The sequence below is a fragment of the Silvibacterium bohemicum genome (assembly GCF_001006305.1).
Taxonomy (GTDB): Bacteria; Acidobacteriota; Terriglobia; order Terriglobales; family Acidobacteriaceae; genus Silvibacterium; species Silvibacterium bohemicum.
On record NZ_LBHJ01000002.1, the window covers coordinates 189,415 to 216,237 of the forward strand.

At 61.0% G+C, this 26,823-nt stretch carries 23 protein-coding genes; 18 read left to right on the forward strand and 5 right to left on the reverse strand.

The window, feature by feature from the left end; translation table 11 throughout:
• Positions 1-30 precede the first annotated feature (30 nt).
• Positions 31-1,149, reverse strand: coding sequence for an SIS domain-containing protein (locus XX99_RS04715; RefSeq protein ID WP_050058239.1), 1,119 nt, complete (start codon positions 1,147-1,149; stop codon positions 31-33).
• A 254-nt stretch (positions 1,150-1,403) separates the two neighbouring features.
• Positions 1,404-2,090: an N-acetylmannosamine-6-phosphate 2-epimerase gene (locus XX99_RS04720; protein ID WP_050058240.1), complete on the reverse strand. Its 687-nt coding sequence runs from the start codon at positions 2,088-2,090 to the stop codon at positions 1,404-1,406.
• 198 nt (positions 2,091-2,288) lie between these two features.
• On the opposite strand from XX99_RS04720, the gene XX99_RS04725 reads away from it, so the two are divergent.
• The 14 genes from XX99_RS04725 to XX99_RS04790 all read left to right on the forward strand — a co-directional run bounded on the left by XX99_RS04725 (position 2,289) and on the right by XX99_RS04790 (position 18,593).
• A complete protein-coding gene (locus tag XX99_RS04725; RefSeq protein WP_050058241.1) occupies positions 2,289-3,077 on the forward strand; it encodes a GntR family transcriptional regulator in 789 nt (262 codons plus the stop codon).
• A 48-nt stretch (positions 3,078-3,125) separates the two neighbouring features.
• Entirely contained in the window at positions 3,126-4,271 is a 1,146-nt protein-coding gene (locus XX99_RS04730) for a geranylgeranyl reductase family protein (RefSeq protein ID WP_050058242.1), read from the forward strand.
• A gap of 75 nt (positions 4,272-4,346) precedes the next feature.
• Complete coding sequence (gene coxB, locus XX99_RS04735; RefSeq protein WP_082125254.1) at positions 4,347-5,393, forward strand: cytochrome c oxidase subunit II; 1,047 nt, start codon at positions 4,347-4,349, stop codon at positions 5,391-5,393.
• Between the two features lie 34 nt (positions 5,394-5,427).
• A complete protein-coding gene (ctaD, locus tag XX99_RS04740) occupies positions 5,428-7,149 on the forward strand; it encodes a cytochrome c oxidase subunit I (protein ID WP_050058243.1) in 1,722 nt (573 codons plus the stop codon).
• Complete coding sequence (locus XX99_RS04745) at positions 7,146-7,748, forward strand: cytochrome c oxidase subunit 3 (protein ID WP_050058244.1); 603 nt, start codon at positions 7,146-7,148, stop codon at positions 7,746-7,748. The genes ctaD and XX99_RS04745 overlap by 4 nt, the downstream gene beginning before the upstream one ends.
• 10 nt (positions 7,749-7,758) lie before the next feature.
• A complete protein-coding gene (locus XX99_RS04750; protein WP_050058245.1) occupies positions 7,759-8,622 on the forward strand; it encodes a hypothetical protein in 864 nt (287 codons plus the stop codon).
• On the forward strand, positions 8,619-9,350 hold the full coding sequence (locus XX99_RS04755; RefSeq protein WP_082125255.1) for a c-type cytochrome: 732 nt from the start codon (positions 8,619-8,621) through the stop codon (positions 9,348-9,350). Before XX99_RS04750 ends, XX99_RS04755 begins: the two co-directional genes overlap by 4 nt.
• A 10-nt stretch (positions 9,351-9,360) precedes the next feature.
• Positions 9,361-10,014 carry a QcrA and Rieske domain-containing protein gene (locus tag XX99_RS04760; protein WP_082125256.1) on the forward strand — a complete coding sequence of 218 codons (654 nt, stop codon included), beginning with the start codon at positions 9,361-9,363 and terminating at the stop codon, positions 10,012-10,014.
• On the forward strand, positions 10,002-11,486 hold the full coding sequence (locus tag XX99_RS04765; RefSeq protein ID WP_050058246.1) for a cytochrome b N-terminal domain-containing protein: 1,485 nt from the start codon (positions 10,002-10,004) through the stop codon (positions 11,484-11,486). The genes XX99_RS04760 and XX99_RS04765 overlap by 13 nt, the downstream gene beginning before the upstream one ends.
• Before the next feature lie 131 nt (positions 11,487-11,617).
• Positions 11,618-12,520, forward strand: coding sequence for a cytochrome c oxidase assembly protein (locus XX99_RS04770; protein ID WP_082125257.1), 903 nt, complete (start codon positions 11,618-11,620; stop codon positions 12,518-12,520).
• Positions 12,521-12,671: 151 nt separating this feature from the next.
• The gene (locus XX99_RS04775; protein WP_050058247.1) at positions 12,672-15,365 is read left to right on the forward strand and encodes a RodZ family helix-turn-helix domain-containing protein; all 2,694 of its coding nucleotides are present in this window, start codon (positions 12,672-12,674) and stop codon (positions 15,363-15,365) included.
• A 224-nt stretch (positions 15,366-15,589) separates the two neighbouring features.
• Complete coding sequence (locus XX99_RS04780; RefSeq protein ID WP_050058248.1) at positions 15,590-16,945, forward strand: ethanolamine ammonia-lyase subunit EutB; 1,356 nt, start codon at positions 15,590-15,592, stop codon at positions 16,943-16,945.
• 47 nt (positions 16,946-16,992) lie between these two features.
• Complete coding sequence (gene eutC / locus XX99_RS04785; RefSeq protein WP_231581154.1) at positions 16,993-17,715, forward strand: ethanolamine ammonia-lyase subunit EutC; 723 nt, start codon at positions 16,993-16,995, stop codon at positions 17,713-17,715.
• A gap of 83 nt (positions 17,716-17,798) precedes the next feature.
• Complete coding sequence (locus XX99_RS04790; RefSeq protein WP_050058250.1) at positions 17,799-18,593, forward strand: DUF3050 domain-containing protein; 795 nt, start codon at positions 17,799-17,801, stop codon at positions 18,591-18,593.
• A gap of 26 nt (positions 18,594-18,619) precedes the next feature.
• Here XX99_RS04790 and XX99_RS04795 read toward each other — a convergent pair whose 3' ends face one another.
• Complete coding sequence (locus XX99_RS04795; protein WP_050058251.1) at positions 18,620-19,240, reverse strand: hypothetical protein; 621 nt, start codon at positions 19,238-19,240, stop codon at positions 18,620-18,622.
• A gap of 156 nt (positions 19,241-19,396) precedes the next feature.
• Here XX99_RS04795 and XX99_RS04800 point away from each other — a divergent pair, with 156 nt between their 5' ends.
• The 3 genes from XX99_RS04800 to XX99_RS04810 all read left to right on the forward strand — a co-directional run bounded on the left by XX99_RS04800 (position 19,397) and on the right by XX99_RS04810 (position 24,486).
• Entirely contained in the window at positions 19,397-19,810 is a 414-nt protein-coding gene (locus XX99_RS04800; RefSeq protein WP_050058416.1) for a BlaI/MecI/CopY family transcriptional regulator, read from the forward strand.
• Positions 19,810-21,816, forward strand: a complete 2,007-nt coding sequence (locus XX99_RS04805) for a M56 family metallopeptidase (protein ID WP_050058252.1) — start codon at positions 19,810-19,812, stop codon at positions 21,814-21,816. Before XX99_RS04800 ends, XX99_RS04805 begins: the two co-directional genes overlap by 1 nt.
• A gap of 246 nt (positions 21,817-22,062) precedes the next feature.
• Positions 22,063-24,486, forward strand: coding sequence for an ABC transporter permease (locus XX99_RS04810; protein ID WP_050058417.1), 2,424 nt, complete (start codon positions 22,063-22,065; stop codon positions 24,484-24,486).
• Between the two features lie 50 nt (positions 24,487-24,536).
• Here XX99_RS04810 and XX99_RS04815 read toward each other — a convergent pair whose 3' ends face one another.
• The gene (locus XX99_RS04815) at positions 24,537-25,115 is read right to left on the reverse strand and encodes a DUF2393 family protein (protein WP_050058253.1); all 579 of its coding nucleotides are present in this window, start codon (positions 25,113-25,115) and stop codon (positions 24,537-24,539) included.
• A gap of 195 nt (positions 25,116-25,310) precedes the next feature.
• Between XX99_RS04815 and XX99_RS28300 the strand changes: the two genes are divergently transcribed.
• Entirely contained in the window at positions 25,311-25,442 is a 132-nt protein-coding gene (locus XX99_RS28300) for a hypothetical protein (RefSeq protein WP_260315441.1), read from the forward strand.
• 14 nt (positions 25,443-25,456) lie between these two features.
• Here the strand turns inward: XX99_RS28300 and holA are convergent, their stop codons facing one another.
• On the reverse strand, positions 25,457-26,590 hold the full coding sequence (gene holA / locus XX99_RS04820) for a DNA polymerase III subunit delta (RefSeq protein ID WP_050058254.1): 1,134 nt from the start codon (positions 26,588-26,590) through the stop codon (positions 25,457-25,459).
• Positions 26,591-26,823 lie beyond the last annotated feature (233 nt).

Here is a 26,823-nt window from a genome sequence, read left to right on the forward strand (position 1 = left end):
TGCTCTCTTCGGAAAACAGCAAGCTGGATGTTATTCGGTCACGACGGCTTTCACCAGGTTGCGTGGAGCGTCGACGTTCACTCCGTGCAGGATCGCGGTGAAGTACGCGAACATCTGCAGGGGAACGACTTCCAGCATGGGCAGCAGGAACTCATCGGTCGCGGGTACGGAGATGGAGTGCCGGCTCAGCCGCGCTGCCTCATCATCGCCCTCGGTAACGATGGAGAAGATGCTGGCGCCCTGTGCCTTCATGTCGCGCATCAGCTGCAGTGTCTTCTGGTAGCGCAGAACCGAATCAGGATCGGACTCGTCGCGCGTTGCCAGCACCACCAGGGGAGCCGACTCGCTGACCAGCGCATTGGGGCCATGCTTCAACTCGCCCGCCGGATAACCCTCGGCTTGGACATAAGCGGATTCCTTCAGCTTGAGTGCGCCTTCGCGTGCGATTGCGTAATGAACCGCGCGGCCCAGGTAAAGAAATCCCTTGGCCGACTTCAGCTCTTCGGCAATCGTGCTCACCTGTTGTTCCCAGCGGCCGAGCGACGCTTCCATCAGTTCCGGCAGGCGCTGCAACTGGTCGAGGTGTGTCGACACAGTCTGACCGGTCATGCGGCCGCCCAGTCTGGCCACATAGAGCGTCAGCAGATAAAGCACGCTGAGCTGCGTGGTGAAGCTCTTGGTCGCGGGAATTGCACGCTCTTTGCCGGCCACCGTGGGCAGCGACGAATCCGCTTCGCGCGCCATGGCCGACTCGGCATTGTTGGTGATCGCGGCCGTTGCCAGTCCGCGCGCTTTGGCTTCGCGCAGCGCAGCCAAAGTGTCCGCGGTCTCGCCTGATTGGGAGATCACCAGCACCACCGGGTCGTGCAATGTGTGCGTCGAGCGATAAGAGTATTCGCTGGCGTACTCCACGTCGACGGCCAGGCCGGCGTAATCCTCCAGCATGATTTCGCCCGCCAGGCCCGCGTGGCGGCTCGAACCGCTGGCCGCAATCACCAGCCGCTGGCGTCCGCGATACGTCTCGGCGATGCCGGGAAAAGCGTCGGCGCTCAATGAGCCTTCCGGAGCGTACCTGGCGATGGTGGCGGCTAAAGCTTCGGGCTGCTCATAGATTTCCTTGAGCATTGCATGCGAAAAGGTGCGTGCCATGGTTTCGATTCCGTTCCAATCTCAATCTTGAACATTGCCGGCGGGGAGAAATGCCATCGAACGTGTCCGCACACCGCTCTCCCTGGGACAGGGTAAATCCTCATTCAAAGTACCATAATGTATAGACAACTCGACCGGGAACCGCGTACAAGAGATGGCGTGCTCCTGTAATGGAACATTCCCCGCATTTATGTCGTAAGCAGTTGTAAAACGTTTCATCCCGTAGACTCACGGGCCGGTATCAGTTGCCGTTATCAATAGTGGATAGTCTTCACAAATCGAGCTGTGATGGACTCGGGACGGGTGATCGCCGAGCCGACAACTACGGCATAAGCGCCGAGATCGAGAGCCCGCTTCACTTCATCGGGCTGGGTGATATGTCCCTCGACGATAACGGGGACGCTCAGCTGGCTCGCCATCTGCTCGACCAGCTGCCAGTTCACGGAACGAAACTGCTTCGTCTCCGGCGTGAATCCGTACAGGGTGGTGGCGACGGCATCCGCTCCCGCGGCCTGCGCCGCCAGGGCATCTTCAAAACTGGACACGTCTGCCAGCACCGGCTTCTTCAACTCGTCATGAATGCGGAGAATCAGCTGCGGCCAGGGGTCGCCGCTGGCCGTAGTCGGAGCCTTCAACCTTTCGGATGTGCAATCGAGCGCGACCACGTCCGCTCCAGCGTTGCTGATCGCCGCAGCCGATGCGAAATCCGGCGTGATGACCACCGCGCCGTCCACATATTGCTTCAGGATGCCGATGATCGGAAGCCCGGTCTCCCGCCGGAAGGCGGCGATGCATTCCACGCCATTGGCGCGCAGGCCGCCAGCTCCGCCGCGCAGTACGGATATTGCAATGCGGCGCAGCGTTTCGACATCGTCCAAAGGATCGCCGGGCGCAGCCTGGCACGATACGATCAGGGCCCCACGAAGCGAAGAAGGAAACATGCGGTTGGTCGATTCCTAGAGAGTGAAGTCCAAAAGAGTGAAGTCCAAGAGAGTGAAGTCAGGGCCGGGCATGAGGCGCAAACCCGGTGTCATGCTGCCACCCTACTGTACTTCAGCCGTCGATGACAACGGAATCCGATCGCTGCGCCGCCGCACAGAGCGCAAATTCGAAAACATCCCTGGGAAGAGGAATTCAACGTGCCGAAGAGCCGCATCATTAGCAGTCAGGATCAAGAGCCTTCCGTCCAGCTGCTCGACAAGAAGGGATTCATTCCGCTCTATTACCAGATTCAGCGCGCCCTGATGGAGCAGATTCAGTCGGGGCAGCTCAGCGAAGGCGATCCGCTCGCCTCCGAAGAAGAGCTTTCGCGTTATTACCAGGTAAGCCGCATGACCGCCCGCCAGGCGCTGCATGGCCTCAAGACCAAGGGCTATGCGTTCAGCGAAAAAGGCCGCGGAACCTTCGTCACCCGGCCCAAGCTCGAAAAAAATATCCTCCACCTGCAGGGCTTCACCGAGGACATGCGCCAGCGGGGCATGAAGGCCAGCTCCCGGCTGCTGGAGCAGTCGGTGGTGAAGGCCGACGACAGCCTCGCGGAGAAGCTGAAGCTGACCAGCGTGGACCGGGTCATGCGTCTTCGCCGCCTCCGCCTGGCCGACGGAACGCCCATGGCCATCGAAGAATCGAATATTCCGCTCATGCAGTTTCCCGGCCTGGATCGCATCGATTTCGCCAAGCACTCCCTCTACCAGACGCTGCGCGAAAGATACGGCGTGCGCGTCGGCTACGCGGACGAGATCATCGAGGCGCTGCCCGCCACGCGCGAGGAGGCCGAGCTGCTCACCATCCCCAAGCGCGCCAGCATCCTCTCCATCAGCCGCATCATTCTTACCACGCAGGAATCGCCCATTGAAGCCGCCTGCTCCCGTTATCGCGGCGACCGCTACCGGGCATCGATCCGCGTTCCCATGACCACCATCGAGTAAGCGCCCCGCCGCTTTGCCGGAGATGGTTCACAATAGACGGTAAGAGCGATGAAAATCTGGGATGCAATTGTGGTTGGAGCCGGGCCGGCAGGCTGCGCGGCGGCCTACGATCTGGCTCGCGCAGGCCGCGAGGTTCTGTTGCTCGACCGTGCGGAGTTTCCCCGGCAGAAGGCCTGCGCCGGTGGCCTCACCACCAAGACAGTCCAGGCGCTGCGTTATCCCGTCGATCCCGTCATCCGGCAGAGGCTGAAGAGCATCCGCATCGAACGTGACGGCGATCACAGCACCGTTCTCCGGCGTAGTTCAGACTATTGCTTCATGACCGTTCGCAAGGAGCTGGACGACTACTGCTTTCGCCAGACCGTTGCCGCTGGTGCGCAATTCCAGCGTATCGGCAGCATCTCCGCGATTGCGGAAGATGACTCCGGCGTCACCGTCTCCATCGACGGCGAGCAATTCCATGCCCGCTATCTGATCGGCGCCGACGGAGTTCACAGCCGGGTGCGGCAGCTGACGCACCGTGAAAATGACAAGTGGTTCTGGCGTGCCTTCGCCCTGGAAGCAAATGTGCCGATGCCGGACGCTTCGTCTCAGGAGCTGGTCTTCGATTTCGGCTGCATTCGCGACGGCTACGGCTGGATCTTCCCTAAAGGCGATCACATCAACATCGGCCTCTATTCTTATGCGCCCGACGAAAAGATCGATCGCGCTCGTCTCGCCGATTACATCGCCGCACGTTACGGGGATGTTACGGCAGAGGATGTCATCGGCCAGTACGCGGGCTTCGGCGCGGCACAACACACCATCTCCGCAACCAAAATCTTTTTGGTAGGCGATGCCGGCGGCTTTGTCGATCCGCTCACCGGCGAGGGCATTTACTTCGCCCTGGTCAGCGGGCAGGCTGCCGCAGAAGCGATTCTTTCGGCGCTCCACTCCAAAGTCCCGGCGCACGTATCGTTCGCCCAGAACACGGCCAAGCTGCGTGCCGATCTGGCGATCACGACGTCAGGAGCGCGGTGGTTTTACGGCAATCTCGACCGCGGCTATCGTTTTCTCTCCATGCCCTTGCTGCGGGGCATGGCGGTGCGCGCCTTTGCCCTGGGGGCGAATTTGTCTTCGCTTGCGATGCGGGTAAGAAAGTTGGCGGCTGTGCGATCGTATGGTCGGTCAGATCGGGATTCGCTGTTAAACTAAATCGTTGCCCGCACTCGCTTTTTTTCATAGTCCATAACACAACCCTTCAGAATCTTACTTGTGAAAGGACAAGAAATGCCCTGGCAATGGCTTTGGAAGACGCGAAATGCAATCTTTGCCGCCGCACTCTTGGCGTTCTGCTGCGGTATTGTTTTTGCGCAAGGCCCCCAGGCCGCCACGCCCAGCATCTTTACGCCTGCGTCCACTCCCGCGACTGAGATCAACAACCTTTCCTACTTCGTTCTCGAGATCACTGGCGGCATCTTCCTCGTGGTCGGCGGCCTGCTGGTCTACGTGATCATCCGCTATCGGGCGCGCGACACGGACGACAACCGCGAGCCGGCCCAGATCTACGGCAGCAATCAGGTGGAGCTGGCCTGGACCGTGATTCCCGTGCTCATCGTGGTTGTGCTCTTCCTCACCACGGCGCGCATGATCTTCGCCATTCAGGATGCTCCCAAGCCGAAGGCGGCTCTGGATGTCACCACCGTCGCTCACCAGTTCTGGTGGGAGTACCGCTATCCAGCGCTGGGCGTCGTGGCCGCGAACGAGCTGCACGTTCCTTTGAGCAACACGCAAGATCCCAAGCCGACATACATGAAATTGCTCTCGGCCGATGTCGACCACAGCTACTGGGTGCCGCAGCTGTCGGGCAAGGTGGATCTCATCCCCAACCATCCTAACGAGCTGTGGATCGATCCTATGCGTGCGGGACTTTACGTCGGACAGTGCGCGCAATTCTGCGGCGCGCAGCACGCCAAGATGCTGCTCCGTGTTTACGTGGACACGCCCGACCAGTTCGCCGCATGGGTAAAGAATCAGCAGCAGGATGGAGTGCAGGATCCCTCGGTTGCGGCAGGACGCCGGGTCTTCGAAACCCAGGCCTGCATGAACTGCCATGCCGTGCGCGGCACGGCAGCAACGGGCCGATTCGGCCCCGACCTGACGCACCTCATGAGCCGGGATACCCTGGCTTCGGGAATCCTCCACAACAACAAGGAAAATCTGAGGCAGTGGATCAAGAATCCTGACAGCTTCAAGCCTGGGTCCTTAATGCCTGCGATGCAGCTCAGCGACGATCAGCTCGATCAGCTTACCGCCTATTTGTCGACACTGAAATAAACGAACGCAATCAACCCAATCAAGTAGGATCGCGATGGCAGACAGCACATTTCCGAATCCCGCAGTCCCGATAGCCGGCGGCGCGCATGGCGCTCTCGACGTCACGCCGCCGGACGTGCGCAAGCACTCTGTTCTCGAGATCCTCCACTCCTGGATCACTACGGTCGATCACAAGAAGCTGGGCATCCTCTATATGCTCTACGGGATTTTCTTTCTTCTTGTGGCGGGCGCGGAGGCGATCGCTATCCGCATCCAGTTGGCCGTGCCCAACAATCATTTCCTCTCGCCGCAGGTCTACAACCGCTTCTTCACCATGCACGGCACCACCATGGTGTTCCTGGTCGGCATGACCATGATTTTCGGCTTCGCCAATTACCTGGTGCCGCTGATGATCGGCGCACGAGATATGGCCTTCCCCCGCCTCAACGCCTTCAGCTTCTGGGTGACGGCATTCGGCGGTCTGCTCCTTTATTACAGCTTTCTGGGCGGCAGCGGACTTTACGGCGTGGGCAACGCCCCCGACGTGGGCTGGTTCGCCTATGCGCCGCTCACGGCGCGCGCCTTCTCGCCCGGACACGCCACCGACTATTGGGCGATTGCGCTCATCGTCTCTGGTTTCGGAACGGTAGGCACGGCCATCAACGTGGTCGCCACCGCATTGTGCATGCGTTGCAAGGGCATGACGTTGATGCGCATGCCGCTTTTCGTGTGGCTCTTTGTAGTCGTCTCCGGCTTGACCCTGGTCACCATTACCCCGTTGACCGCGGCGCAGATCATGCTGCTGGTCGATCGCTACCTGGGCGGCCACTTCTTCGATACGCAGGCCGGCGGCTCGGCCGTTGCCTGGATGCACTTCTTCTGGATCTTCGGACACCCCGAAGTCTACGTTCTCGTGCTTCCCGCCTTCGCCATCGCCAATGAAGTGATTCCGGTCTTCTCGCGCAAGGCCATCTTCGGCTACGCCGCCATGGTCGCGGCTTCGGTCGGCATCGCCTTCGTCAGCCTCGGCGTGTGGGCGCACCACATGTTCACCGTCGGCATGACTTCGGCATCCAATGCCTTCTTCACTCTGTCGACGATGCTGGTCGGCATTCCCACGGGCATCAAGATTTTCAACTGGCTGGCCACCATGTGGGGCGGAAGAATTCGCTTTGCCACACCCATGCTCTTCCTCACGGCATTTGTATTTCAATTCCTGCTCTCCGGTCTTACCGGAATCATGCTGGCCGTTGCGCCGTGGAACTGGCAGCTGCACAACTCCTATTTCGTGATTGCTCACTTCCATTACGTGCTGGTGGGGGCGATCGTGACGGCCATCTTCGGCGGCATCTATTACTGGTTCCCCAAGGCCACCGGACGCATGCTCAACGAGCGGCTGGGCAAGTGGCACTTCTGGCTCTTCACCATCGGCTTCCACATCACCTTCGACGTCATGCACATTCCGGGACTGCTCGGCATGCCGCGTTCGATCTACACCTATGAAGCGGACCGCGGCTGGGGCACCCTGAACATGATCGTCTCCATCGGCGGCGTCATTCAGGGCATCGCGGTGCTGATCTTCGCCTATAACATGATCGTCTCGCTGCGCAGCGGTGAGAAAGCAGGCAACGATCCCTGGGATGCCTGGACCCTCGAATGGGCAACCTCATCGCCGCCACCCGACTACAATTTCGCGACCGATCCGGTCGTGAGCAGCCGCCGTCCACTGTGGGACCTCAAGCATCCTGAAGATCCGGATTGGAAATACGAAGCATGAGCGCGATACCTCTTACTCCGCACGTCTCCGATCACCAGCACCCCTGGCATCTGCCCTACCGCGGACGGATTGGCATGTACTGCCTCATCCTCGGCGAGTCGGCGATCTTTATCATCTTCGTGCTCGCGTATGTCTTTTACATCGGCAAGAGCCTGACCGGGCCTACGCCGCAGCAGGTGCTGGAGGTTCCCATCTTCAACTCCATCTGCCTGCTCTCGAGCTCTGTCACCATCTGGCTTGCGGAACGCAACCTGGAACATCGCAAGATGAAGCCGTTCGCTCTGTGGTGGGCGCTCACCATCGTCCTTGGCCTGATCTTCCTGGTCGGCACGGGCATGGAGTGGCACACGCTGATCTACGAGAAAGGGCTGACCGTCAGCACTAATCTCTTTGGAACGACCTTTTATTCGCTGGTCGGCCTGCACGCTTCACACGTCATCTTTGGGCTCATCGGTCTCTCGCTGGTGCTGATTTTTACGCTCACCGGGCACGTGAAAGAAGAGCATGCCGAGCGTATTCAGGTGCTGGCCCTCTACTGGCATTTCGTCGACGCCATCTGGATCGTCGTCTTCACCGTGGTCTACATCATCGGGAGATAGGAGGCGCGCTATGAACGAAGAACAACATTCCGGCAGCCATTCGGAAACCATTCATCTCCCCGCGCCGACGGCATGGCCCATCATCATGGCCTTCGGCGTCATGCTGGCCTTTGCGGGAATGGTCACCAACTTCGGCATCTCCCTGCTCGGCATCGTGCTGGCGCTGTCCGGAGCCATCGGCTGGTTCCGCCAGGTGCTGCCTCATGAAGCGCACGAAGACATTCCGGTCGTGGTCGAAAACATCATCATCACCACCACCCGGCCGGAGGTCGCACGCATCATCGTGCCGGAAGACGACCGCGCCCACCTGCCGGTCGAAACCTATCCTGTTCTGTCCGGAATCAAAGGCGGCATCGCCGGCGGTATAGCCATGATCCCGCCTGCCATCCTGTACGGGCTCATCGCCCAGCACAGCATCTGGTATCCAGTGAATCTGCTGGGAGGAGCGGGTGTCGCCAACTGGCGCAATCCGTCGACTGCGGATATCGCGGCCTTTCACTGGCAGGGAGTGCTGGTGGCGATCGTTATCCACGCCATCACCTGCCTCCTGGTCGGTCTTCTCTACGGAGCCATGCTCCCCATGCTGCCCCGCCGCCCGATTCTTCTCGGCGGCATCCTTGCGCCGGTTCTTTGGACGGGCCTGCTTCACTCCACCATGGGCGTCGTGAATCCGGAGCTCGATCAGCACATCGCCTGGGGATGGTTCCTCATCTCGCAGGTCACCTTCGGTCTCGTCGCGGGATGGGTGGTGGCGCATCAGTCGCGCATCCGCACCGCGCAGTCACTGCCCTTCATCATGCGCATGGGCATCGAAACCCCCGGCCTGGTGCGCGAACGCGAATCGGCAACAGAAAACGAGGACGAAAGCCGATGAACCTGCGCTTTTTCTCCGCAACCGGATTCTCTGCGCTTGCATTGGCCGCGTCGCTCTCCTTTATCTCCGGGTGTGATCAGGCCCCAGGCGCGTCACGCGCGGAAGTTGTCGAGCGCCCCGACCAGATCACAGACTTCAAGACGCTCTACACCCAGAACTGTGCCGGGTGCCACGGCAACGACGGCCGCAACGGAGCTGCTCTCGCCCTCTCCAACCCTGTCTATCAAGCCTGGGTCGATGACGCGACCCTGCAGCGGATCATCTCGCAAGGCGAGCCGCCCACCCAGATGCCGGCATTTGCCCAGTCGTCCGGCGGCATGTTGACCGATGCGCAGGTCGACGCGCTGGTCAAAGGCATGCGCACTGCGTGGCCGGCCAACGGAGCATTCAACGGCCTGACTCCTCCTGCGTCCCAGCCCAGCGGGCAGAGCGATGCAGCGCAGGGGCAGAAGACCTATCAGACCGCCTGTGCCCAGTGCCATTCCAAGCCCAACCAGCAGGTGACCGACCCCACCTATCTGGCGTTGGTCAACAATCGGACCCTCCGCACCCTCATCGTCACCGGACGCCCCGATCTTGGCCATCCCGATTGGCGCGGGGTGGTGAACGGACAGGTGCAGCCTGGATATCCGCTCAACGACCAGCAGGTAGGCGATATCATTGCCTACCTCAATTCGCTCCGGAGCGACACGCCGGGCCAGCCCTATTCTCCTCATTCGCAGCAGTAAGGGAAAAGCTATGACCGACCCGCACAATACGCCTGAACCGAATACGCCCGATCTTGTCCAAGAAGATCAGAAAATCACCAAGGATGATCCGCGTGTCGTCTCCCGCCGCTGGATGCTGATGGGGTTTGGAGCCCTGCTCAACGGAGTGGTCGGACTGGCCGTCGCCGTTCCCGTGGTCCGCTATCTGCTCGGACCGGTGAAGCGCAAGGGCGCCTATAACTCCTGGATCTCGCTCGGCTCGCTCGAGCAGTTTCCGGCCGGCGAAACACGTCTGGCCACCTATGAGAATCCGTTCAACCGGCCATGGGATGGAGAGACTGCCAAGACCGCCTGCTGGGTTCGCCATACCGGCGCGAACAAGTTCCAGGTCTTCGCCATCAACTGCGCACACCTGGGCTGCCCAGTCCGCTGGTTCCCGCAATCGTCGTTGTTCATGTGCCCCTGCCACGGCGGAGCCTACTATGCCGATGGCTCGCGCGCCTCGGGACCGCCGGAACGCGGCCTCTTCGAATACGCCTACAAGGTAGTGAACAGCGAGCTGCACATCGATGCCGGCCAGATGCCGACGCTGTCCAATCCGGCCAGCCCCGGACAGCAGGCCGGTAACAACAACCTGCCGGTCATCAACAACTCTCCCAAAGGATGCGGCTCATGCACTGGCTAAAAGACACCTACAACTGGCTCGAACGCCGCATTCAGCTCGAGGGACCGGTGAAGGATGCCATCCTTCACCCGGTGCCCAAGAACACCGCGAGCTGGTGGTACGTCTTCGGCAGCGCGGCCTTCACCTTGCTCCTGCTGCAGGTGGTCACCGGCATCCTCCTGGCCATCGTTTACGTGCCCTCTGGCGCCGAGGCTTGGAGCAGCCTGCAGATCCTCAACCACCAGCTGCCGCTGGGCTGGTTCCTGCGCGCCATGCACGGCTGGGGCTCGAACTTCATGGTCGCCGTGGTGCTCATCCACATGGCGCAGGTGTTTTTTTTCGGGGCCTACAAGTTTCCCCGTGAGCTGACCTGGATTCTCGGCGTCTTCATGCTTCTCATGACGCTGGGCATGGCCTTTACCGGGCAGGTACTGCGCTTCGATCAGGATTCCTACTGGGGCCTGGGTATCGGAGCATCGATTGCCAGCCGCGTGCCGTTGATCGGCGCTCCGCTGGTTCACATCATGCTCGGCGGCCCAATCATCGCCGGCGCGACCCTCACCCGCTTTTTTGCGCTGCACGTCTTCGTGATCCCTGGCATGCTGCTGGCCTTCACCGGCCTGCACGTCTGGATGGTGCTCAAGCTCGGCGTCAACGAGTGGCCCATGCCCGGCCGGCCAGTCAACCGCAAGACCTACATCAAGGAGTACCACGACCTCGCGCACAACGATGGCATCCCCTTTGTTCCGGGAGCCTTCTGGAAAGATCTGGTCTTCTCCGGAGCCATCCTTGCCGCCGTTGCCGTCTGCGCCGCCGTCTTCGGACCCTACGGGCCGACCGGCCAGCCTGACCCGACCATCATCCAGACCGTTCCCAAGCCGGATTTCTTCTTTCTCTGGCTGTACTCCGTCCTCTCCTACCTGCCGGCCAATCTCGAAACGCCCTTCCTGCTCATTGCTCCCGTGCTTGGCATCGCTGTTCTCCTCGCCCTGCCCTTCTATGCAGGAGAAGGAGAAAAGAGCTGGCACCGGCGGCCGGTCGCGGTCATGGTTCTGGCGCTGGTAGCCGTCTCCTGGGGTACTCTCACCCATCTAGCCACCTTTACCCCGTGGAGCCCGGTCATGAACGCCTGGTCGGGAGCTACCGTCCCCGCCAAGTTCGTTCACAACCTGTCGCCCACAGAGCGTCAGGGCGCGGTCGTCTTCCAGTCGAAGCAATGCCGCAACTGCCACGCATTAGGCGGAGAAGGCGGCCAGCGCGGCCCTGCTTTGGACACCGTAGCTACGAGACTCACGGAAGACCAGCTCATTCGTCAGGTGGTTCAAGGCGGCGGCAACATGCCCGCTTATGGCACCAGTCTCTCGCCGCCGGAGGTCACGGCGCTGGTCCGCTTCCTGACCACGCTGCATCCAGTAGGCCAGCCCGGAGCTACCGACGCCTCGAGAGCCGATGCCGAAACCAATTCGCCACCGGTCAAGGCGCAAGCGCACTAAACAAGAAAGCTATTCGTCATCCTTCACAGTTTTATCGTGAAGGATGACGGACAAACTCCCCAACCAAAAAAAAGGCATCATCCTGAGGAGCAAAGCGACGAAGAATCCCAACGAGAGCGGAGCGGCGAGCCATGATTGATCTGATCCAGATTGATCCGATCCAGACTGACCCCGTCCAGGCCGCAATCCTCAACTGGGATTTCCCTCCCATCGTCTGTACCGCCCTCGCCCTCACCGCGATCATCTACACCCGCGGCTGGATGCGAATCCGCAAGACCCGTCCCCGGCTTTTTCCTCCCTGGCGTCTATGGTGCTTCCTCGCCGGAATTGCCTTCCTGGTCATCGGCGTGGCATCGCCGCTCGATACCCTGGGCGATCAGCTGCTCTTCATGCACATGGCGCAGCATTACGTCTTCATGTCCGTCGCGCCGCCTCTGATTGTTCTTGCCGCACCCACCGTGCCGATGCTCCGCGGGCTGCCGCGTTGGTTTGTGCGCCCGGTGCTGGGGCCGCTGCTTCGCCAGCGCTGGCTGCGCGGCTTTTTCCATGGGCTGATGAACCTGCGCGTAGCGTGGCTGCTGATGAATGTCAGCTACATGGCCTGGCACATCCCGGCGGCGTATGAATTCGCGCTCAGCTCCGAGAACTGGCACAACTGCGAACACGCCTGCTTCTTCTTCACCAGCCTCATCTTCTGGTGGCCGATCATCGAACCCTGGCCGAGCCGCTTCCGCAGCTCGCGCTGGCTGCTGCTGCCCTATCTGCTCACTGCGGACATCGTGAACACCATCGTCTCCGCATCGCTGGTCTTCTCCGGACGCGTCATCTATCCCAGCTATGCCGCCCAGCCGCGCGCCTTCGGCATCAGCGCGCTCTCCGACCAGGCCGCCGCCGGAGCCTTCATGTGGGTGCTCGGCTCGACTGTCTTTCTCGTGCCCGTCTTCATCATCACCCTGGAGCAGCTCTCCAATCGCGGCCGCTTCAGCCGGGGAGCGCGGGCCGCCCGCGCTCTGGGCAGTCATTCCACTTATTAAACAATTTAAATTCATTCACTTAGCCAACAGTCCCGTTAGTGATAAACGTCTTCCCGTGCCCATCCGTCCAACCGGAGATAGTCGGCATCTAATCTTCCGAAGCTGTTGACGGGCCCCAACGCCGTTATCCGGAGTCACTACGATTAAGACCATGGACCTCCCCTTCGTACGCCTGCGCCGCCTCGTTGTCTTCGCGTGTGCCGTTCTTCTGTTCACTACAGCGACGCGTCTGTTCGCCGATCCCGCGCCCTTCGATCTCACTGGACCTAAGGTCGAGGTGAAAGTCACGCGAGGCGGGCAGACCCTGCCTGTCACGCAGGTCCCGAATCTAGCCGCCGGCGACAAGCTCTGGATTCACCCCGATTTCCCTCCCGGACAGGCCGCGCACTACCTGCTGATTGCCGCTTTTCTGCGTGGATCGACCAATCCTCCGCCGGAGGATTGGTTTTTCAAAGCCGAAACCTGGGATAAGAAGTTCACCGGCCTCGAAGTGACGGTGCCCGAAGGCGCGCAGCAAGTCATTGTTTTTCTCGCTCCCGAGACTGGTGGTGATTTCAAAACCCTGATCAGTGCGGTCCGCGGCCGTCCCGGAGCTTTCGTTCGCGCCTCCCAGGACCTCAACCAGGCCAACCTCGACCGCTCGCGTCTGGATGTCTATCTCGCCGCTGTCCGCAGGATCAATTCGACCGATCCCAGCCAGCTCAAGGACGCGACGCCGTTGCTGGCCCGCAGCCTGAACGTAGAGCTGGATAAGAAATGCCTCGATCTGGACTCGGATCTGCAGGCCTCGTGCCTGACCCAGAAGCAGGATGGCCTGATCCTCAACGACGGCCACAGCATGTCGATTGTCGATGCGCTCACCTCCGGCCCGGCCGGCGATCTCGCCCTCCAGGCCAGCTACACGCCGCAGGCCAATTACGGCTACTACAGCCCATATATCGCCTCGGTTGCCGACATCGCCCGCATCCTGGACTCGTTTCACACCGCGCAGTACCAGTACATTCCTGCCCTCGCCGCGCTCGAAGGCGGGGCGTTGGAGCTCAAGCTCAACACTCCGCCGTCCTTCCACAATCCGAAGTCGGTAATCGTCATTGCTCTTCCGGCAGTCGAGTCCTCGCAACCCCCGCCGCTGCACCCGATCGATGAAAAGCAGGTATTCTGCGCCGAGAAAAGCGATCTCATCCTGCCTGTCGATGGCGCGCCGCTGGTCTTCTCCACAAAGTACGCCCACGACCTGGTTCTGCATCTGGAAGCCGGCGGCAAAACCGCCGATCTGCCGTTGACCCCGCAAGCCGTCAAAGGCGGATTCGGCGTCGACACCAAGCCGCTGGCTGGAACCGTGCTCGGCTCCGACACCGAGGCATCTGTTCGAGGACAATGGGGCTTCGAGCCGTTCACCGGCCCCAAGTTTCATCTCCAGGGAGCCCGCGAGCAGAAGTGGCAGATCGCCTCGGCCGACCAGAACGCTCTGGTCGTCGGACGCGACGACACCATTCATCTCGAAGCCCAGGACGCGAGCTGCATCGATTCCATTCAATACAAGGACGCGCAAGGCAAAGACCAGAAGGCCGATTGGAAGCTCGACAAGCCGAATTCGGTCGAAGTCAAACTGCCTCTCAAGGATGCGAAACCCGGTGACCTAACCTTGGTTGTCAAGCAGGCAGGGTTGGACAAGCCGGTGGATATTCAGGCGCACACTTTTTCCGAGGCCGGACATCTGGAAAGCTTCACCCTCCATGCCGGCGACACCAGCGGCTTGCTCAAGGGCAGCCGTCTGGACGAAGTCGCCAGCCTCTCGGTGAAAGGCATCAAATTTCAGCCGGGCAAACTCTCCAGCTCGCAGGGCAGCGACGAGCTTCCGATGGCGGCGCAGGATGCCAAGGCCAGCCAGACTTTAACCTCTGGCCAGCAATTGCAGGGAACCGCAACTCTGAAAGACGGCCGCACCGCGGACCTGCAGGTGATCGTCGATGCAGCGCGCCCCTCAGTCGCCCTGATCGGAAAGAACATCGAATCCGGAGACAGCTCCGCGAGCAATATCGAGCTCGCCAATCAGGATGAGGTCCCGCAGAATGCCAAGCTGGTCTTCTCCATCAAGGCCAAGTCGCCGGCCGAGTTCAAGCGCGAGGACAAGGTGGAAGTAGCCACCGGTGACGATTCCTATTCGACGGTCCTCAGCATGGGTGACAGCACCCTGACGTTGCAGGATGCAAGCACAGCATTAGCAACCCTCGACCCCGCCAAAGTCTTCGGCGGATCGGCTTTCGGGCCGCTGCGCTTCCGTATCATCGATGCCGACGGCACCAAAGGAGATTGGCAACCGCTGGCCACGCTGGTAAGGCTGCCGCAGTTCCAGTCGTTGAAATGCCCTGCAGCCGCGGACCAGCCCTGCAAACTCTCCGGCGCGAATCTCTTTCTGGTCGACGCCGTCTCCGGGGATTCGCAATTTGCGCATCCCGTACAGGTCCCCGATGGCTTCCCCGGCAGCGTCCTGCCCGTACCTCACCCCAGCAGCGGCGAGCTCTTTGTAAAGCTGCGCGATGACCCGTCGGTGGTGAACCAGGTCAAGCTGACTGCGGAAAATGTAGGACCGCCGGCTCCGGCGCCCACTCAGCCTGATGTCAATCCGATCCATCCGGTGCAGAGCCCCGACGGCAAGCCGCGCCCCGACTACACTAGGCCAAGCGCATCCTCTCCTGCCGCGCCAGCGAACAACGTTCCCGCCAACCCTGCGCCGGACAACCAGCCGCCCGCGTCTGCCACACCGCCGCCGCAAGCGGCCACGCAATCGCCTGACGCGAATACCTCGCCGGCTGCAGCTCCGTCGGCGCAACCAAACCGCTAATCGAGGACCCGCAGGGTGCCCCATCCTTCGCCGTCTTATGGCGAAAGGTGGGAGCCCCCGCAACGCCGCACTGAAATAACTGTCTACTGAGGTGCCGATGGACGAAGAACCTCAACCGGCCGGTTTTCGCTAACCGGACTTCAGCTAACCGCTTCTCAGCTACCCGCCTCTAAGCGACCCGCCCTCAGCCGCACCTGTGGTAGAAAGCTGGAAGACACCCAGCCATGGCATACCGGCACACCATCCGCGGCGTCACCTACCTCTTCGATGACCTGCGCACGCTGCTGGCCAAGGCCACACCGCCGCGCAGCGGAGATGAACTGGCCGGCATCGCCGCGTCGACCGCTTCCGAACGCGTCGCGGCGCAGATGGCTCTGGCCGATCTTCCGCTCTCCGCATTTCTGAACGAGGCGGTCATTCCCTACGAGAACGACGAGGTCACCCGCCTCATCCTCGACTCTCACAATGCTGCTGCCTTCGCGCCCATCGCGGCTTTCACCGTCGGCGAGCTGCGCGACTGGCTATTATCCGAGCAGGCGACCGGCGAGTTGCTCTCCTCTCTGGCATTCGCCTTTACGCCGGAGATGGCCGCCGCTGTTTCGAAGCTCATGCGCCTGCAGGACCTGGTTCTGGTGGCGCGCAAGATCCGCGTGATCACGAAATTTCGCACTACCGTCGGCTTGCCCGGAACGCTTTGCTCGCGCTTGCAGCCAAATCATCCAACCGACGATCCCACAGGCATCGCCGCGTCGATGCTAGATGGCCTGTTGCTGGGCGCGGGCGATGCCGTGATCGGCATCAATCCCGTCTCTGACAGCGTGGCCAGCGTCACCACGCTGCTATCCATGATCGATCGCGTGCGCGAACGTTATCGGATACCGACGCAAAGCTGCGTGCTGGCCCACATCACCACGCAGCTGCGCGCGCTCGAGCGTGGAGCGCCGGTCGATCTCATCTTCCAATCGATCGCCGGAACCGAGCAGGCCAACACCTCGTTCGGAGTGAATCTCAAGCTGCTCGATGAAGCCTATGCCGCAGGGCTCTCTCTCCGTCGCGGCGAGTCACAAGAGGGAAGTCCCAACATCATGTACTTCGAGACCGGTCAGGGAAGCGCACTCTCAGCGAATGCGCATCATGGAGTCGATCAGCAGACATGCGAGGCCCGTGCCTATGCCGTGGCCCGCAGATACAAGCCGATGCTGGTCAACACCGTCGTCGGCTTCATCGGGCCGGAGTATTTGTACGATGGCAAGCAGATTCTGCGCGCGGCGCTCGAAGATCACTTCTGCGGCAAGCTACTTGGCCTGCCCATGGGCTGCGACGTCTGCTACACCACACACGCCGAAGCCAACGATGACGACACCGACGCCATCATGACCATGCTCGGCGTCGCAGGCGTGAACTACATCATGGGCGTGCCCGGCGCCGACGACGTGATGCTTAATTACCAGAGCACCTCGTTTCACGACATCGCCTATCTCCGCTCCGCGCTCAAGATGCGGCCCGCTCCGGAGTTCGAAGCATGGCTCGAACGCGGGTTACAAAACGAACTGTCGCTCGCCGGTCTGCTCAGCGCATGAAAGAGATTGGGAAACGCGATTCACCGCCTGTGCCCGACCGGAGCTCCTTGCGCGCACATACGCCCGCTCGTGTCGCACTGAGAACAGCCGGAAGCAGCCTGGCGACGGCTGAGATCCTCGACCTGAACCTCTGCCTTGCCGAAGCCCGCGACGCTGTCCACTCCACGCTGAGCACCGCGTCGCTAATGCCGCTACTCCGCGAGCGGGGATGGAGCCCGATCCTCCTGAAGAGCGCCGCACGAGATCGCCATGAGTACCTGCGCAGGCCGGATCTCGGCCGCAAATTGAGCGCGGAATCGCGGAGCCTTCTCGATCGAAATTCCAGCGCCGGAAGTGCAAACGATCTGGTGATCGTCATCGCCGATGGCCTCTCCGCTATCGCCGTCGAACGCCATACGGTCCCATTGCTCGATGCGCTGACTCCGCTATGGCTGGGCGCAGCGCATGCGCCGGTCATCATCGCAGAGCAGGCGCGCGTTGCCATCGGAGACGAGATCGGAGAGCTGCTGCAGGCGCGCCTCACGCTGCTGCTTATCGGCGAACGGCCCGGTCTCAGCTCGCCTGATTCGCTAGGCGCGTATATCACCTGGGCTCCGCGCATCGGCCGCACCGACGCCGAACGCAATTGCATCTCGAACATCCGGCCCGAAGGATTAAGTTACGCCGATGCCGCCGCCAGAATCGCGCATTACCTCAAGGCGGCCACGCAAAGGCAGCTCACCGGAGTCGCATTGAAGGACGACAGCCTGTTCTTACCGGATGAGGCGTAGATGGGATAGCCGGACGCGCGCCTGATCTGCGGATCGGCGTGAAGGCTTTCGGATCGTCCATCAGGCATACTGAGAAGAGACCTATGCTTCCCGTTCTGTCTCCCGCTCAAGCGCTCGAATCGCGCCTTGCCCCGCTTCGCGACCGCCTCGCAAGACACCCGCTCTACGCCAGCATCCGCAGCATGGACCATCTCCGAATTTTTATGGAGTCGCATGTCTTCGCGGTGTGGGATTTCATGTCGCTGCTCAAGGCTCTGCAGAACGAGCTCACCTGCGTCCGCGTGCCGTGGGTTCCGAATGAAAGCTCTGCAAGCCGTCGCTTCATCAATGCCATCGTTTTGGACGAAGAGAGCGACGAATACGAAGGCCGCACGGTAAGCCACTTCGAGTTGTATATCGAAGCTATGCGCGAATGCGGCGCCGATACCGGCCCCGTCCTGCAGCTTCTAAACAAATTATCTGAAGGCAGCGAATTGAGCGACGCGCTCAACGGCGTTGAAGCTCCCGTAACCGCAAAAGACTTTGTAGCTTCCACCTTCGTCGTCATCGCGGAAGGCAGAGCCCACGCCATTGCCGCGGCCTTTACCTTTGGCCGCGAAGATCTCATCCCGGAGATGTTCCGCGGCCTGGTTCGCGAGATGAACGGTCAGCTCTCCGGCCGCCTGCAAAAATTTATCTGGTATCTGGAGCGCCACATCGAGCTCGATGGAGAGGATCACGGCCCGCTGGCTCTACGCATGATCGAAGACCTGTGCGGCGACGACGCCAAGCGTTGGTCCGAAGCGACAGAGGCGGCCGAAGCCGCCCTCGCCGCGCGTCTGAAGCTGTGGGATGGAATCCTTGCTGAAATCGCAGAGCGCGGAGTGAAGCCAGCTTAAGCTTATGCCGGCTTCACCCGCAGCTTTTATTGAGTGGAAGTATCGTTCGCAGGCTGTACGCTTCCCACCTGCCAACCGTTGGTCGATTTCACCAGATTCGCAGTAGCGATCTGCTGTCCCGAGGTATCGGTCGCAACCTTCGGAAATGCAGTCTTCATCTCCGTGGAATTAGCCCAATCCGGCACGCCGGCCACATCGTAGTGATAGGTCACGGAGTACTGCGTCGCGTCGGCGTTGTCGCTCGGCGTATAACTATCCACATTGGTCACTTCGCGGTGACCGAAGCAGAAATTGCCATAGCCCGGCTGCGTCTGGTCAGCGGTCCAAGTCGAACGGCCCTTGTCCGAGAGGTCATAATCGTTGACCTGCTTCGACCCGATCAGGAAGCGCTTCTTCTCCGCCGACTTCCTCACCAGTAGGCCAGCATCGGTCAGTGCGTCGAAGCCCTTGGTCTGTTCGTCGTTCGAGGTATCGGCCTGAACAGGAAACTTGATCGGGCTCGACCACACGCATGCCTGTCGTGAGCTGTAGTAATCGTTGATCGCCGACTTGAATGCACCCTTGTCGACGGTGTTGGTCTTGCGGCACCCTGCTGCGAATACCATTGCACCGCATACTGCCAGGCCCAAAACATGTTTTGCTTGCATCCAGAGAATCTCCTCGCAAGCTAAGATGCAAAAGTTCCCATCGGACACGCAGACATGGCCGCTTTATCTTCTCTTCGCCGAATTTAGCCCCAAAAAGAATTCTTTCGAAAAGGGCTTGCCAGTCCTCGGGACCCATGTGTTACATTGGGTAACACTATGGCGAGTAACGTTACAGAAAGTCACGACAACAGCGCCCACGATCCGGCCGACCTGGGGGAGCTGGAACGCGAGATCATGCAGCTGGTCTGGCAGCACAGCACCATGACCGCGGAAGAAGTGCGCGAGCGGATGGAGCGTCCATTGAAGGATTCGACCATCCGCACCGTGCTGCGCCGCCTGGAAGAGAAAGGATATGTCACGCACACCGTCGACAATCGCACCTTCCACTACCAGCCGGCCGAGCCGCGGCAGGTGGTGGCGGGCAGGGCCGTGAAGCGGATCGTGGACTGGTTCTGTGATGGGTCGGTTGAAGATTTGTTGGTGGGCATGGTGGATTCGAAGGTGCTGGACCGCAAGGAACTGCAGCGGCTGGCAGAACGTATTGCAGCAGCGAAGAAGGGAAAAAAGTGATGACGACTCTCTTGGTGGAATCGGGACTTCGCTCCCTCATGATGGCAGTGATTGTTTGGGGTGGAATCAAGCTGCTCGGCGTGCGTCATGTGCTGGCGCAGAAGATCGCCTGGGGCCTTGTTCTGCTAACGGCCTTTGCCATGCCCTTGCTGATGCATTGGCAAGCCGCGCACCCCGGCGCCGCTCTGGTTGTGCCGGTGAAGCAGACTCCGGTCGTGACCGCGATTGAAAAGAGAGTCTCGTCGCTCAATATAACGCCAAGCCCGTCGCGATCTGGGATTGCATCAACGCCCACAGCATCGGTGCCCACCCCATTGACATCTACTTCGTTGACATCTATAGACGAGGCCATTCCAACCATCTCGCTGCAGCCCGCGACTCGCTCCTCAGCGACATGGCATGCGTCGGATCTCGTCCGCTACATCGTGCCGTCTTATCTTGCGGTCAGTGCCGTGCTGCTCATACGCCTGCTCTTCGGATTGGCTCTAGCCATGCGCATCTGGAACCGTGCCGAGCCGGCATCTCCCATTCTTGAGCCTCGCGCGACTGTTCGCATCAGCGATCGTATCCAAAGCCCTGTCACCATTGGCTCCGGCATCGTGTTGCCGGAAAATTACACGGAGTGGGATCGCTCGAAACTACGCTTTGTGCTCGCCCATGAGCGGTCGCATGTATGCCAGGGCGATTTCTATCTGCAGCTTCTGGCATCGCTCTATGCGGCGCTGGTGTGGATAAGTCCGCTGGGTTGGTATCTCAAGCACCGACTTGCGGAGTTGGGCGAGGCCATCAGCGATCATGCGGCACTACAAGAAGCCAATGACCATTCCTCCTATGCCGAAGTCCTGTTGGAATTCGCCGCCATGCCTCGTCATGGCTTCGCGGGAGTAACGGCAGGGGTGGGCATGGCGCGCTCCAGCAATATTCAGCGCCGCATCGAGCGCATCCTGAATGAGCGAATCTTCCGCAGCGCCTTTCTCAGCGGACGCCGCCACGCGGTGATCGCAGCACTGCTGGTGCCTTGCGGGCTGGTGCTGGCCACCTCTCTGCTGCATGTGCAGGCCGCGGAAGCAGTAAAGGCGAAGGCGGTCGCCGTGCTCACGACAGAGATCAAGGTGGGCGTCGGGATGGACAACGGGCAGGAGGCGAAGCCCTCAACGCTTCTTCCGCCGGCTGCCATCGCGCCCCTGAACACGAAACCCGAACCCGCAGTGCTGGCCGCGATTGCCGAGAATTCCAACTCAGCGCACGTAGTGCTGGCTGAGGATGCGGAGCCCGCCGCGCCCGGTGCTAACGACGCGCCCGATGTTGAAGACGCCCAGAATCAATCCGCTCAGATTCAAGGGTGGAGCGATTCCGGCGACGATAACTCCTTCGCCGTTGTCGATGGAGACAAGAACTCGACAACTTCCGTTCATAGACACACCTACTTCATAGGCTCCTCCGATGACTACGGCGAGCTCGATCGGGTCCGCACGAAGGTTCACGGAAGCTTTCTGTGGTTCGAGCATGACGGCAAGTCGTATGTGGTAACCGATCCCGCGCTGGTGGCCAAGATCAAGGCTCTCTACGCGCCGCAGGAAGAGCTTGGACGGCGCCAGGCTGAGTTAGGAAAACAGCAGGGCGAGCTCGGCAGGCAACAGGGTTTGCTTGGGGCACAACAGGAGATGGTGAAGGTCCCGGTGCCGGATATCTCGAAGGAGATTGCGGAGCTGCAGCGGTCCATCCAGAGCATTTCCTCGCAGGCAACGCAGGAGAGCCTGAGCGAGCTGCAATCGAAACTCGGCGAAATGCAGAGCAAGCTGGGCGAGGCGCAGTCCCAGGCGGGCGCAAAGATGGGTGTCTTCGGCGAGCAACAAGGCGAGCTAGGCCGGAAACAGGGCGAGCTCGGCCGCCAGCAAGGGGAACTGGGCAGGGAGCAGGCGCGCATCGCGCGGGAGGCCAGCCGTCAGGCGCAATCAATCATTGACCAGGCGCTGCGCGACGGCAAGGCCAAGCCGGTCGAATAATTTTTTCGGGAGAGCGTGAGCCGTTCTTGCTCCCGCGCGTCCATTGATTGCGGGTTCGGGTGGCGCTTCAAAATCGGCGCACTTTAAATCCGAGAACCGCAAAACCCGCGAACCGGGCCCCCCAAGATTGCGTAGATGTTATCTGCGTAGATTGCGTAGTTTCTCGCGCCGGCCAATTGCCGCTTCGGAATTGGTCTGCCAACATGCATGCTGTTCACTCTCGCTCTCCATGATCGGAGCTCGCTGGTGGGAAACGTCCTCGGCTACATCAAGCACTCTCTGCGGATGCTGGCCAAGCATCCCGGCCTCACCGTCACCGTCCTTTTCACGCTAGCGCTGGGCATCGGAGCCAATACCGCCATCTTCACGGTGGATTACGCCACGCTGCTGGCGCCGCTGCCGTATCCGAAGCCCGATCAGCTGGTCGTGGTGTGGTCGAAGATTCAAGGCTTTCACAATGGAATGTCTGCCGGAGACTTCACCGACTGGAAGCGCGAGAACACTGTCTTCTCTGATCTGAACGCGTGGACCGGGGCATCGTTCAACATCGCGACCGCGGCGCAGCCTGAAAATATCGACGGCCGCCAGACGACGCCCGGCTTCTACAAGATGCTCGCCATCCCCTTCTTCATGGGGCGCGATTTTCTTCCGGAAGAAGGCCAGCAGGGCAAAGACCACGTCGTCATCCTCACCCACAAAGAGTGGATGCACCTGGGATCGAATCCCAAGATCATCGGCACGACCATCCGCCTCAACAGTGAGCCTTACACCGTGGTCGGCGTGCTGCAGCCCGGCATGTACGACCGCGGCCAGGGAGACATTGTCACACCGCTGGTCTTCAAACCGGAGCAGTTGAACCACGACTTCCACTGGCTGCTGGCCATGGGCCGCATGAAGCCGGGCGTAACCCTGAAGCAAGCCCAAGAAGATATGGAGCGGGTGACCGCGCACATCGCGCAGGTCTATCCCAAGAGCAACAAGGGGTGGAGCTCGTTTGTCGAGCCGCTCAAGAACGATTTCCTGCCCAGCGAGCGCATCACCACACTGTGGCTGCTGCTGGGCGCGGTGGCCTTCGTGCTGCTCATCGCCTGCGTCAACGTGGCTAATCTGCTGCTCGCCAAAGGGCTCACGCGGCAGAAGGAGATGGCCATCCGTGGCGCTCTCGGGGCTTCACGTAAGGAGATCTTCGGTCAGCTCCTGACCGAGAGCCTGATGCTGGCGCTGATGGGCGGCGCTCTGGGCATCGGCGTGGGCTATGCCATGCTGCGCGGCCTGATTACCGCGGTTCCGGAGGGCACGCTGCCCAGCGAAGCGGATCTGACCCTGAATGTCCCCATCCTGCTCTTCACGCTGTTGGCCACGACGCTGGCCGGTTTCCTCTTCGGATGCGCGCCCGCCTGGTATGCGTCGAAGGTTGATCCCGCCGAATCGATGAAGGAAGGCGGCCGCGCCGGAGTGGGCGCAGGCCACCAGAAGCTGCGCCGGGCGCTGGTCATCGGCGAGTTCGCGCTGGCGCTTTCGCTGCTGGCTGGCGCGGGCATGGCCATCCACAGTTTCCTCAATTTGCTGCGCGTCGATCTCGGTGTGAAAACCGACCATGTGCTGACCTTTGGCATGCCGGTTCCCGATACGCGCTCAAAAGATCCGGCAAGAATCATCGCCTATTACCACCAGATTTTGAATGCCATCGATGCCGTTCCGGGGGTGACGCATGCGACGGCGATGACCGGTCTGCCGCTCTATGGAGCAGGCTTTGGCATGCCCTTCACGCTCGAAGGCGGGCAAGCCTATGCCGATCCCTCGCAGCGGCCGAATACGGGCTTCGGCATGGCGACCCCGGACTTTTTCACCACCTTCGGTATCGGCCTCAGCAAAGGCCGGTCATTTACCGAACAGGACAATGCCGGCAGCGTGAAGGTGGCAGTGGTGAACCAGGAGTTCGTCAACAAATACTTCAAAGGCAAAGACCCGCTGCAGCAGCGGGTGCTGGTCGAAGAGCTGATTCCGGGCGTGCAAAATCTGGGTCCGCCGATTCCCTGGCAGATTGTCGGCGTGTATCACACCGTCAAAAGCCGCGGCTTCCGCGAGGACAATCCCGAGATGCTGATACCGTTCTGGCAGATCCCCTGGCCGAGCGCGGGCATCGCCGTGCGCACACAGGAAGAGCCAGGCTCGATGACCAAGAGTATCGCCGCCGCCGTCCACTCGGTCGATCCCGATATCGCATTGGGCAGGCCGCAGACGCTGGACCAGGTCCGCGATGACATCCTCTCCAACGACCGCTTCACCATGCTGCTCTTCGCGTGCTTCGCCGTGGTGGCGCTGCTGCTGGCCGCGACCGGCATTTACGGCGTGATGGCTTTCTCGGTGGCGCAGCGCTCGCATGAGATCGCCCTGCGCATGGCTCTGGGAGCCACCCGCAGCCGCGTCGTCGGCCTCATCGTGCGCGAGGGCATACTTCTCGCCAGCATCGGGCTGGCCGCGGGATTGGTGGGTGCTTACTTCATCGGCCGCGCCATGCGCAGCATGCTCTTCGGCGTGGGTGCGATGGATCTGTCGGCCTTCAGCGCAGTGGCGGTCGTCCTGCTGGCAGCGGCACTGCTGGCCTGCTTCCTGCCGGCACGCCGCGCCGCCTCAACCGAGCCCATGCAGGTGCTGCGCACGGAGTAGGGACTCGCCGTCCAGGCAATGGCGCCTTTGGCGAAAGCCATTCGCACGTCTTATCGCGTCGTAACTTCGATCACCCGAATCTCCGGGTATTGCTGGTTCCAGCTTGCGGCCACGTGGTCGAAGATCAGCCGGAACTCGCGGCTCTCCCCCGGCTTGATGGGCGCGGCCGAGACCGGTTCCGTGTCGACATACGGCTCATGCGTGCGGATCAGGCTCAGCGGCGTGGTTTCCTTCTGCGCGAGGATATTGCTGAAGTCGCGGAAGGCCACCTGGACGGTCAGTCCGGTGAGCGTCTTGCTCCCGTTGTTGGCGATGGTCCCATCGAGGTAAGTCTGTTTGGCGCCGCCCACGCTCGAGGACTCGCTCATCTTGATATCCGAAAAAGCCAGGCTGGCGGCGTACGGATCGGCTGGAGCCAGCCCCGCTCCGCCTGGATTCGCCGGCCGGGCATGGCGGCTGGCCAGGATCAGCCCACCCACCACCAGCAGGATGAAAACGCCCGCAATGATCCACGGAGTAAGGGAGCGCGGCTCCGTGGCAGCTTGATCGGTGGGGCTGAGAAAGCCTGACTGCGGGGCTGGGTTTGGGGCTTGATTCGGACCTGGGGTCGGACCTTGGGGCGATGCCATCAGCGCAATTTTACATCTCAAGCCGCGTTGGATGTGCCCTAGGGATGGTGCTGTGCCGTTTCCAGGCAGGTGACAAATCGGTAACGCCCGCAAATCTTTGGTCTAAATTCGCATCTCGGCGGGTAACAATGAGTCTAAATAGAAAAGCGCAATCCACTCCGTGGGATGCGCCTATCTAGAAGGTGAGAGCTGGCCATGAACGCTTCCCCAATCCGTTCGATTCGCGCCCGGTACAGCCGGCGATCCGATCGCGCAGCCGCCGATTATGTTTACCAGGCGGCCACGGTGGCGGCGGCGATCCTGTTGCTTCTCACCGCGGCTCTCTAAGTCGTAACCGCTTCCTATAACTCCATCGCATATTGAAAACTGCCGTCGGTCTGCGTGCCTTTCGGCTCCTTGGTCAGGTCGAAAACCAGCCGCTCCAGCACCAGCCGCTTGTCCGGAGGCTGCGAGCGCAGCTCGAGGTCGGCCCGCGCGATCAGCCGCAGAGCACGCGTAACATCCCGGCTGGATTTATAGCGGCGTGCCTGGCGGATCAGGTCATCGGCGGCAAATGGAGGCATGCGGAAGCCCTGCCATAGCGCCTGCCAGATGGCCCGTGAGTCGCGGACATTCTTTTCCAGGATCACCAGCATCTGCCGGAAAGTCCGTGCCAGCATGTAGAGATGGCCGATGGCCGAATCTTCGCCGCCGTCCGATGCATTGAGCAGGCCGTGCAGCAGGGCGAGGGCGCGCGGCGTATCGCGGGCCGAGATGGCGTCGGTTAGCTCATAAAGCGAGCGCTGCTTGGCGGCCAGGACCATGGTCTCGACATCGCCGAGCGTCACGTGCCGCTTCTCGCCGGCAAAGAGCGTCAGCTTGTTCCACTCGCTGGCGATGAGCATCATGTCCGCGCCCAGGGCATCGGCCAGCTCGCGTGCGGCATCGGCGTCAAAACGCACGCCGGCTCGTTCGCTCTCCGCGGTGATCCAGCGCAGGGCATCGGTTTCGTCGACTCGCGCCAGCTCCACCAGGCCGCACCACTCGCCCAGCGTCTCACGGATGCGTTCGTAACGATTTTTATCGTCCATCTCCATGCGCCGCGGATCGGAGGGGATGCGGATGTGGTCGGCGACAAAAAGAACCAGGCTCTGCGGATTCGGAGAGCGGAAATACTCTTCGATCGCCGCGAACTCCTCTTTCTTGGCTCCGCGCGTGTAAAGCGACTTCAGGCCGCGGATGAAGAAGACCTGGAAGGGCGCCATGAGCGACGAGGTGCGGGCGCGGTCGAGCGCCTCAAAGATGCTGGACTCGGCCAGATCCATCTCCGAGAGGCAGAAATCCCGCATGTCGGCAGGAACCAGCGTATCCAGAACCGCACGGCGGCAGCGATCGTAGAGAAAAATCTCATCGCCGACGAGCACGTAGCCGGGCCGCAGCTTGTTTTCCCGAACTTCGGCCACGAAGCGCTCTGCGGCAGCAAATCCCGCGCCCATCTATCGAGCACCCGCGCAGAGATTCACCACAGAGGACACGGAGAGCATGGAGGTCTTTGCTTGTGTGCTTTGCGTCTCTGCGGAGAATGTCCAGTGAAAGTCTCTGTGTTCTCTGCGTGCTCTGTGGTGCGTATGTTCTTTTAGTTGCGAAGCAATTTGTGCTCGGTCGCACCTGTAGGACTTCACCACAGAGGACACGAAGAGCACGGTGGGATTGGCAACCGGAGTTTTGC

Bases quoted from the DNA above. Each gene is read 5' to 3' on its own strand.
- XX99_RS04730 (WP_050058242.1), top strand. From the start codon at position 3,126: ATGAAAATCTGGGATGCAATTGTGGTTGGAGCCGGGCCGGCAGGCTGC.
- XX99_RS04775 (WP_050058247.1), top strand. From the start codon at position 12,672: ATGGACCTCCCCTTCGTACGCCTGCGCCGCCTCGTTGTCTTCGCGTGT.
- XX99_RS04770 (WP_082125257.1), top strand. From the start codon at position 11,618: ATGATTGATCTGATCCAGATTGATCCGATCCAGACTGACCCCGTCCAG.
- XX99_RS04715 (WP_050058239.1), bottom strand. From the start codon at position 1,149: ATGGCACGCACCTTTTCGCATGCAATGCTCAAGGAAATCTATGAGCAG.
- coxB (WP_082125254.1), top strand. From the start codon at position 4,347: ATGCCCTGGCAATGGCTTTGGAAGACGCGAAATGCAATCTTTGCCGCC.
- XX99_RS04800 (WP_050058416.1), top strand. From the start codon at position 19,397: ATGGCGAGTAACGTTACAGAAAGTCACGACAACAGCGCCCACGATCCG.
- XX99_RS04795 (WP_050058251.1), bottom strand. From the start codon at position 19,240: ATGCAAGCAAAACATGTTTTGGGCCTGGCAGTATGCGGTGCAATGGTA.
- XX99_RS04790 (WP_050058250.1), top strand. From the start codon at position 17,799: ATGCTTCCCGTTCTGTCTCCCGCTCAAGCGCTCGAATCGCGCCTTGCC.
- XX99_RS04805 (WP_050058252.1), top strand. From the start codon at position 19,810: ATGACGACTCTCTTGGTGGAATCGGGACTTCGCTCCCTCATGATGGCA.
- XX99_RS04750 (WP_050058245.1), top strand. From the start codon at position 7,759: ATGAACGAAGAACAACATTCCGGCAGCCATTCGGAAACCATTCATCTC.
- XX99_RS04780 (WP_050058248.1), top strand. From the start codon at position 15,590: ATGGCATACCGGCACACCATCCGCGGCGTCACCTACCTCTTCGATGAC.
- XX99_RS04815 (WP_050058253.1), bottom strand. From the start codon at position 25,115: ATGGCATCGCCCCAAGGTCCGACCCCAGGTCCGAATCAAGCCCCAAAC.
- XX99_RS28300 (WP_260315441.1), top strand. From the start codon at position 25,311: ATGAACGCTTCCCCAATCCGTTCGATTCGCGCCCGGTACAGCCGGCGA.
- XX99_RS04755 (WP_082125255.1), top strand. From the start codon at position 8,619: ATGAACCTGCGCTTTTTCTCCGCAACCGGATTCTCTGCGCTTGCATTG.
- XX99_RS04760 (WP_082125256.1), top strand. From the start codon at position 9,361: ATGACCGACCCGCACAATACGCCTGAACCGAATACGCCCGATCTTGTC.
- XX99_RS04765 (WP_050058246.1), top strand. From the start codon at position 10,002: ATGCACTGGCTAAAAGACACCTACAACTGGCTCGAACGCCGCATTCAG.
- XX99_RS04720 (WP_050058240.1), bottom strand. From the start codon at position 2,090: ATGTTTCCTTCTTCGCTTCGTGGGGCCCTGATCGTATCGTGCCAGGCT.
- ctaD (WP_050058243.1), top strand. From the start codon at position 5,428: ATGGCAGACAGCACATTTCCGAATCCCGCAGTCCCGATAGCCGGCGGC.
- holA (WP_050058254.1), bottom strand. From the start codon at position 26,590: ATGGGCGCGGGATTTGCTGCCGCAGAGCGCTTCGTGGCCGAAGTTCGG.
- XX99_RS04745 (WP_050058244.1), top strand. From the start codon at position 7,146: ATGAGCGCGATACCTCTTACTCCGCACGTCTCCGATCACCAGCACCCC.